This is a genomic window from Synergistaceae bacterium, assembly GCA_017444345.1.
Lineage (GTDB): Bacteria > Synergistota > Synergistia > Synergistales > Aminobacteriaceae > JAFUXM01.
Genome location: JAFSWW010000038.1, coordinates 1 through 8,798 on the forward strand (window position 1 = coordinate 1; position 8,798 = coordinate 8,798).

8 protein-coding genes are annotated in these 8,798 nt (G+C 38.1%); 3 read left to right on the forward strand and 5 right to left on the reverse strand.

What is annotated here, in order from left to right:
- Positions 1-39: 39 nt before the first annotated feature.
- From IJS99_02165 to IJS99_02175, 3 genes are read right to left on the reverse strand one after another with little or no spacing between them, the layout of a single operon-like run.
- On the reverse strand, positions 40-1,191 hold the full coding sequence (locus IJS99_02165) for an MFS transporter (protein MBQ7560627.1): 1,152 nt from the start codon (positions 1,189-1,191) through the stop codon (positions 40-42).
- The gene (locus IJS99_02170) at positions 1,191-2,540 is read right to left on the reverse strand and encodes an ABC transporter ATP-binding protein (GenBank protein ID MBQ7560628.1); all 1,350 of its coding nucleotides are present in this window, start codon (positions 2,538-2,540) and stop codon (positions 1,191-1,193) included. Before IJS99_02170 ends, IJS99_02165 begins: the two co-directional genes overlap by 1 nt.
- Position 2,541: 1 nt before the next feature.
- Positions 2,542-3,465, reverse strand: a complete 924-nt coding sequence (locus IJS99_02175) for an ABC transporter ATP-binding protein (protein MBQ7560629.1) — start codon at positions 3,463-3,465, stop codon at positions 2,542-2,544.
- A 91-nt stretch (positions 3,466-3,556) separates the two neighbouring features.
- Between IJS99_02175 and IJS99_02180 the strand changes: the two genes are divergently transcribed.
- A complete protein-coding gene (locus IJS99_02180; protein MBQ7560630.1) occupies positions 3,557-4,150 on the forward strand; it encodes an SHOCT domain-containing protein in 594 nt (197 codons plus the stop codon).
- A gap of 20 nt (positions 4,151-4,170) precedes the next feature.
- Here IJS99_02180 and IJS99_02185 read toward each other — a convergent pair whose 3' ends face one another.
- The gene (locus tag IJS99_02185) at positions 4,171-4,311 is read right to left on the reverse strand and encodes a hypothetical protein (protein ID MBQ7560631.1); all 141 of its coding nucleotides are present in this window, start codon (positions 4,309-4,311) and stop codon (positions 4,171-4,173) included.
- Positions 4,312-4,662: 351 nt separating this feature from the next.
- On the opposite strand from IJS99_02185, the gene IJS99_02190 reads away from it, so the two are divergent.
- Entirely contained in the window at positions 4,663-6,849 is a 2,187-nt protein-coding gene (locus IJS99_02190; protein MBQ7560632.1) for an ATP-dependent RecD-like DNA helicase, read from the forward strand.
- A 13-nt stretch (positions 6,850-6,862) separates the two neighbouring features.
- Positions 6,863-7,858, forward strand: a complete 996-nt coding sequence (locus tag IJS99_02195) for a glycosyltransferase family 2 protein (GenBank protein MBQ7560633.1) — start codon at positions 6,863-6,865, stop codon at positions 7,856-7,858.
- 48 nt (positions 7,859-7,906) lie between these two features.
- Here IJS99_02195 and IJS99_02200 read toward each other — a convergent pair.
- The coding region (locus tag IJS99_02200) for a hypothetical protein (protein MBQ7560634.1) at positions 7,907-8,798 on the reverse strand (892 nt) is incomplete at its 5' end.

Here is an 8,798-nt window from a genome sequence, read left to right on the forward strand (position 1 = left end):
CGCCCGGACTGAAGGGGTAGCGCGAATGTGCAAAAAATTTTACTCCCGTCTAAGATTTATCACCGCAAAAATTATCAGCAATATAAACGTAACTAATATCGCAGACATTCCGCCGTCAAATCCGTAAAACTCCGCGATAAAACCTGTAATTAGCGGCATTATTGTCCCTCCGCAGCAGCCTATCGTGAATAATATTCCCATCGCTAACGGGTATTTGTTCGTGTAAGGTGCTGACGACGCGTAAATTATCGGGCTTATTCCAGCCATACAGAATCCCAAACACGCAACACTAAGCGCAATAAAAATTTTACCTTCAGACTTCAGCATAACAGCAAAGAAAACCGCCGCCCCTATTCCAGAAATCAGCAAAATTTTTTTCTCATGCACGTATTTAGCAAGCCAAACACAAAATAATCGACCAGTCAGCATAACTAGCCATAATAACGAAGCCATTGACTGACTGAAATTCATCGTCATTGATTTATGATTCATGTAAGTAACAAGCCAGCCGTTTACAGCAAATTCACAGCACAGGTACAGGAACATTAAGCAGGAAATTATAATAAATCCAGAGTCCTTGAGAAATTCTATAGATTTACTCGATTTATTTGCTTGAGAGTCAGAGTCAGAATCTTTCAGAGTCTCAAGCGCGGAATAATCTTTTACTGACACAAACAAAATTAATTCAATCAGGCCAAGTGCAATAACAAAAATTAGTCCCGCCCTCCACGTTATAAGCCTCAATATAGAAAATATCAACGGCGCAATTATCGCACCTACAGCAAAAAAAGCGTGAAGCAAACCCGTAGCTCTATTATTACCACCCGATAAAATTATTACTCCACGCTGCGAAAAACTTATAGAACTTCCCCGCCCGATTCCTATTAATGCACACGCAAAAAATAACATAACATGCAATTTGCTCAGAATTAACAGCGAAAATCCAGCAAGTATAAGCATAGTCATGAGAATAATAGATTTTTTCTGTCCGAGATATAAGCCCGCAAGACCGATTAATATTCCTGATACAAGATTTCCCAGCGAATAAAATGACAATAATGCACCGCTTAAACTTTCTGATAAATTATAGGCCGCCCTAATATCCGGAAGCGCAGAACCTATTGTTATCATCACGACCCCGCAGTAAAAAAACGCATAATAACACGTGTAAAATAATTTCTTGTCCGTCATTATAAATTTACTTCCTTATATGCTAATGTACCCGCAATCGTGCTATTTTGACGCGCTATTATTATCACGGTTTTATTATGTATGAGACTGTTAATCGAGTTATTGTCAAGTGATATTGCATTCTCATCGAGCAGCACAATCGGAGCGTCTTTCAGTATAGCACGGGCAAGAAAAATTTTTTGACGTTCTGACTCCGAGAGACTCAAATTTTCGCGCGGTCTTGAGAGTAAATTTTCACAATCTGCTAATTTTGCGGCCTTGATTACGTCTTTATCAGCTGCATTTTTCCGGCCAAGTCTAATATTTTCCTCCACTGAAGAATTTATTAACTGCGAGTCACGCGATATTACAGCAAATAACGACATTAATTTTTCAGGGTCGAACTGATTAATATTTTCTCCGCCGATTTTAATAGCTCCCTGTTCAACGTCCCAGAATCTTAGAATCAATTGCAAGGCCGTAAAATTATTTTCTCCCGTCAAAATAGTAATTTCTCCCTGCTTGGCTGTGAACGAGATATTTTGCAAATTTTTATAGCTCACATTCTGAAATTCGAGAGTAAAATTTTTGTTCGTCAAGATTTCTGAACCTGTCTGCAAGGGCTGAGTCAAAATTTCGTCTGCGGGCTTGTGTTCGTTCTTGAGTGCTATAACGTTTATTAACGGCTCATACATGCGCAATACGGTTAATATGAACAAAATAAAATCTGACATTCTCAGCGAGTCATATAATAAAGCTCCTGCAAAAACTGTAGAGACAACGCCGAATTTCAGCACTTGACATGCACAGACAGCAAAAAATTCATTCACACGCGCAAGAATTAAAGCAACAGGCACCACCCATAAAGCAGCCAACGCAAGCCGCCAGTTTATATAAATCAACGGCAATGACATAAATACAATAAATATCAGCGCGCCCGCAAATGGTGCAGTAAAACGGGATTCTTTGTTCTCGAAGCTCTCACAGTCCTTCATTATTTGAGCAGCTAAATCTTTCGGGGGGTTATCGCTGAAAAATGAGAGTGAAATTTTCCGCAGTCTCTCAAGCAGAGTCAACCGCCTGAAATTTGACTCTTTAGACGATGCCGAGAACGTCATATTATACTGGAACCATGACGAAGCAAATATTAACAACGCACAAATAAAGGCCGCTCCGAGATAAAATACTGCTCTTGAGTCCGACATGTTAAAGCCGCCGATATTAATAACGCTCAACAGCATTATTAACGAGTAAATCAGCCCGACCGGTAAAATAAGCGCAAAATTTTGAAATAAGCACGCAATTACCGCAAGAAATAGATTTATTGTCCCGCCGTCAGAGAGTAAAAATTTATTCTTCAGCCATAACATTTTATTTGGCCTCCTTTAGTGCGAGAATTTTATTTATTTGAATTACCGCATTATTATTCTGCATGGCTGAACGTGTCAAATTAACCGCTGTCAAAGGCGCAGCAATAACCGCCAATATAAAATTTTGCAGAAATTCACGGGAGACTCCGAATCTCACCGCAACAAACACAGCAGCAGCTATCAAGAAAATAAATACTCCGTTCATAGCTAAAGTAAATATCATCATAGGGAGGCGCAATTCATTCGAGTAAGCTATTTTGCAGGCTTCGTAACTGTCTACAAAATGTTTTATGCGTCTTAATGCGTGCTCACTCTGTCCGAACATTTTCATAACAGGAACGCTTTTAACATATTCGACCGTCTCTGCTGACATGAGATTTAATGCTTGATTGTACTCTGATAATTTTTTGTTGAGAGATTCGCCCGCCATCCTCGCCATTAAGACAAAGCCAAGCACTAAGGGAGCAAGACTCACAGCCGCAAATTTCCAATCAATAAATAATAACAGCCCGACAAGACCTAACGCAAACGAGAGAGACTCAAATTTATTCGTCAGAGCAAAGGCAACATAATTTTTTGCAGAATCGCTTGACTCTATAATTATCCGCCGCATTTCTCCTGAATTAAAAGAGTCATCGCTCAATAATTTATCACGCAGATTATCAGCAATTTTTGACGCAGCTTTATCAGCAAATATCAGTCCGGCCAAGTACAGCAAAATAGAAATTATCCCCGACGCAAGAACAATAACGCCGTAATGTGAAATATTTTCGAGTCCTTCATTAAATACAGCGCAAATAATAATCTGCCATATATACCAGACAGGAATAATTGCAATTAACGCGCTCACCCCCGCAAGAATCCACGAGACAAACGCAAAAATTTTATATTTTCCCGCAAAATCAAGAAGCCCGCCGAGATTCAAAATTTATCACTCCTAATTTAATTAATTTACTCCTGATTATATAATATTGCCTGAATTTATCATGACTTATTAGTGAAGGGAGAAATTTTTTATGCAGTGCCCTAATTGCGGAGCAGCCTACAACCCTGCAAAATATAAATGCGAATATTGCGGAAGTTTTGTATTTATGAACGAGGACAAACAATTTAACGTGCCTGAAAGCGTCATACAAGAAATTTCATCTAGCAGCAATACACCGGGAATTTATGTATACGGCTCTTTACTAGGCAAAGGCGAAATACCGTTAAGACTCGGACTCGCAAATTATTACACGAGCAAATTCATAGGAGTCGGCGGAAAATTATTCTTGACCAAGACAAATTTATATTTCTCGTCGCACAAAGTTTTTCAGAATAAAGTCGACCTGCAAATTAATTTACTCGACATTAAGAAAGTTGAGCAGGGATTAAATTTATTAATCAGCCAGCATATTTTAATTCACACGAACGAAAAGACTCATAGATTCGTAGTTTACGGCGGTAAAGAATGGCTTAACATGATAGAGTCAGCTATAAAAGATTTCACGCCCTCATCAAGCGACAAAGACTACACGGCGGAATTAGTGAGACTCAAGCAATTATTAGACAAGGGCATAATCACCGACGAGGAATTTGCGATTAAAAAACGTATGCTGCTGGGAATCTAATAATTTCATTGGATGCCTTGTTAATTTCTTATGGCCGTATGAAACATTGAAATTATAATCTTTATTGAATTCTGTTCGCGCTTCAAACGGACATACGCAGACTCTTCTACTGCACGATAAAGACTATCTTCGTATTCATGTCTATAGTTCCATCGGCGCATTATTATAAGGACAACCTGCTTTACTCATGCTTGAAGTATCAAATTTTTCACTCGTGATCGCCTCTTCAAATGTTCAATGTAAATCACCTCGAAATAAAATTTACACTATCTAGCGCAGGTCATGAAAGAATAACGGACAAAATTTTTACATGTTCGCGCTGCAAATGTTTTCGGATTGGAATTAATACACTTTATAGACTTGATGAAAGATTTTAGCTTTTGACTTTGCTTGTATAAATTGAGAGAATAACGCAGAAAATTTTTTTACGAGTCATAATCATAATTTGTGAAAAATTTTTTATTCCAGTAAAATAGCATCATGACATAAAGAAAGGTTATAATAATTCACATATGGAAAGACTTAATAAATGTTTAGTAAAAATTGTAACATTTCATAATGAGGCAAACGGCTATACTGTTTTGAAATGTAAGCACACTTTTTTTGACGATTTAGTAACTTTTGTCGGAAATATGCCACGCCCTCATGTTGATACAACTTTTAATTTTACAGGTGAGTGGGTAAAGAGTCCCAAATATGGCCGTCAGTTCGCATTTGACACTTTCGAGGAAGTTTTTCCCGCAACAGAAGAAAGCATCATCAAATATTTAGAAAGCGGCTTAATAAAAGGTATCGGCCCCGAAATGGCTCGCAGAATCGTCAAGAAATTCGGAACAGACGCAATAAATATAATTAACCAAGATATAAATAAATTGCTCGAAATTTCCGGAATAGGTCAAGCAAAATTAGCTCAAATTAAAGAAAGTTGGCAGCAATACAGAAAAATTCAAGATATTATGGTATTCTTGAAGGGTCATGACTTGAGTACGGCTCTAGCTATGAAAATTTATAATCGATACGAAGATGAAAGTATTGACGTGCTCACAAAAAATCCATATAAATTAATCGAAATCGAGGGAGTCGGCTTCAAGACTGCTGATTGTGCCGCAGCAAAAATGGGGTTCGGCAAAGAAAATCCTTCACGAATTTTATCGGGAATATTTTACACTCTCCAGAAATTAGCAACTGAAGAAGGACACTGTTTCGCCTATAAAGATCAGCTCATAACTAGGGCCGCAGAACTCCTCGAAATCCAAGAGTCTCTAATTATGTCGCATTTATACAAAATGAAGGACGAAGAAATTATCGAGGTCGACAACGATGCTTATTACTTGCCGGGCATATACAAAAGCGAAGTTAATTCAGCAATTAAATTAATCGAGCTGCTTAAATACGGCCGTAATGATAAATACACTCCTAAACGCGTCAGAAACAGCATAGACTGCAAAATTAATGTCAACGGCGAATTTGTAAAATTTACTGATGAACAAATCGAGGCAATCACTCAAGCAATGAATAACCGCGTATTTGTCATAACAGGAGGCCCAGGCACAGGAAAAACTACAGCAGTTCGCGCAATCATGAAATTATACGAGGACAGCGGCAGAAAAGTTCTATTAGCTGCACCTACAGGACGAGCGGCCAAGCGTTTGCAAGAAGTTACAGGCCATGACGCTAAAACTATTCACAGAATGATAGGTCTAAAATTTCACGGCGAGACAGAACACGACGAAGATAACCCCCTTGAAGCCTCTGTCTTGATAGTCGATGAATGCTCAATGATTGATATATATTTGCTTTATATCTTGTTAAAAGCTATACCCCACGAAATGAAATTGATTCTTATCGGCGACGTTGACCAGTTACCAAGCGTAGGGCCGGGAAAAGTTTTAGCAGATATGATTGACTCCGGCGTTATTCCATATGCGAAATTAAATCAGATTCAGAGACAAGCTCAGGACAGCAAAATTATATTAAACGCTCACAAAATTAATGAAGGTATTATGCCGTTACTAAATGAGGGCAGCGAGTCAGATTTTTCCTTCTCAGCAATAGAAGATCCCGAAGTAGCAGTAAGCCGTATCTTGAGATTTTGCCGCGAAAATATGCCCCTTGATAATCACGATTTATGGTCGGACGTGCAAGTTTTATCGCCCATGAGAAAAGGTGTTATCGGCGTGTTAAATCTTAATAAGCTAATACAAGACGAAATTAACCCATGTCCGCACACAGGAAATAATTTAAGAGACCCTTTTATTAAGCGCGGAGAAACCGAATATAGACTCAATGATAAAGTAATGCAGATTCACAATGACTACAATAAAGCAATCTATAACGGCGATATAGGCATTATAACAAGTGTCGACAAGTTAAATAATACTTTGACAGTGAGCTTTGACGAGGCCAGAAATGTCAAATATGAATATGCTGAACTTGAAGATTTAGTCTTGGCCTATGCTATTACGATTCACAAGTCCCAAGGCTGCGAATACAAAAAAGTTATTATCCCCCTCATGATGTATCAATATATAATGCTGCAAAGAAATTTGCTTTATACCGGAGTAACGCGCGCAAAGGAGTCATTAACTCTAATCGGCGAAGAAAAAGCCGTTTACATAGCCGTAAAGAATAATAAAATCTCTCAGAGAAATACTCGGCTCGCTCAAAGATTGAGATATAACGCAAAATTTATAGTTTAAAGGAGTTATTAACATGCAAGATACTTTATTTAGCGTCATAATGCTTGCTTACAACTGCGAAAAATATATCACAAAATGTTTAGACAGCTATTGCAGTCAGGATTACCCCGCAAAAAATTTCGAGATTCTAATCACTGACGACGGCTCAACGGACAAAACCGGCGAAATTTGCGACTCTTATGCTGAAAAATTCCCGTTCGTTAAAGTTTTTCACACAAAGAATCAGGGAACAAGCGCAGCCAGAAATGTCGCATTACCTCATTGTCAGGGGAAATATATAACTTTTTGCGATTCAGATGATTTTGTCTCACCGCAATTAATTTCGATTTTGACTCATGCTGTAGAAATTGACCCGGATTCAGATATGTTTGTGTTCAATTACTGCACGGAATTAAATAATAATCAATGGCCGCTTTATGATATATCAGGCATGAAAATATCAGACTGGGAAAATATATCAAGTGAAAATTTATCGCTCGAAATCTTAAAGGGTACTAAAATCGGCGGGGTCGGCGGCTTCACATGGAACAAAGTATTTAAACGCGAACTAGTGCAAAAAATTTTGTTTGACGCAAATCTTTCTGTAATGGACGATCAATATTGGGTAATAAAAGTTTTAAGCACTTATCCTGACATGAAAATTTGCAAGATAAATTATTGCTTGTATTGTTACGTTCAACACCCTAATTTCGGCCAGTCAAGAATCCCCGGCAGAATTTACAATAAAGACGGCCTAAGCTGGTTCGTTGTATGTCAATGTGAAGAATTAGCGTTAAATCTCACGCCCAAAGTCCGCGAACAAATCGAGGGCTTAATTTATTACTGGTCAACGGGGAATTTGTATCAAATGGGGAAGTTAATGACTCCTGAGACCCGCAAATATATTAAATCACTCATGCGAAAGTATGCAGCAAAATATTATTTCAGGTCAAAGCACTCGTTATCGCTCAAATTACGGGCATTATTCAGACATTTATTAGCACTCTTACACGTCCATAAATATAAATAGCGGCCATTTACGACCGCTAAAAAATTTTATTTCTTCATAAATCCGGGCTTAATTGAATCTAAATACAAATTTTCCCTCTCCTGAGCTAGCTTGATTGTTGGTAATTGACAAAAACGCTTCTTTGTCCGAAATAAATACGAGATTATAGACAGTGTTATCATTATCTGTGAAGCTCAAGAAATTTCCTGAACGCGTCATATTAACCTGCCAAGAATCTGATACAGTAACAGGCTCTGAAGGTATCCCGGCAAGCTCTAAGAAAGCATCAAGAAGTTTATTTGTCATCAATAATGAAGTGTTAATATTTATTTTTGCTGTGATAGTTCCGTCAGCATTCAAAGTTACGCCGGAAAAATTGAGAGTGCCGTTTTGCAGAGTAAATGAAAATGTGTCAAGCGATTTGAGATATTCTGTTTCCGGGTCATTATTGGGGTTGGCAATATCGCCGAGTTTCATATATCCGCCGCCGTCAAAAGCTGTCCAATTTTTACTCAAAGCTGCTTCAATGTCTAATGTTACTCTCTTTAACGGTAAAAACATGCAGGTCTGCCGGGAATTGCCGCCGCTCTCCGTCATGAATACAAAAATTTCGTCGGTGTTCTCAACAAATATAATTCCTTCGATGTTTGTCTGCGTGAATTTATAGATATTGTCATTAGCTTTAGTAAATTTTACGTTGTCAGGTGCATAAACAGTCTGTGAAATTGATGATTCTTCATTACTGGCGGTATTTGTTGACTTCATATATAACGAATAGAAAGATGCTACAGTGCTGTTAATGGTTGAAGATTCCTGCTTAGTGTTCTCGAAATACATTGATACAGCTTCAGGGACAATAAGAGCAATAATATTTGAGTTATCAGCTAAGTAACCGCCGCCCTGATTGTTATCTAGTTTCCAAGTGCCGTCTAAAATTGTCTGCGGGTCTAATGAAGTATGA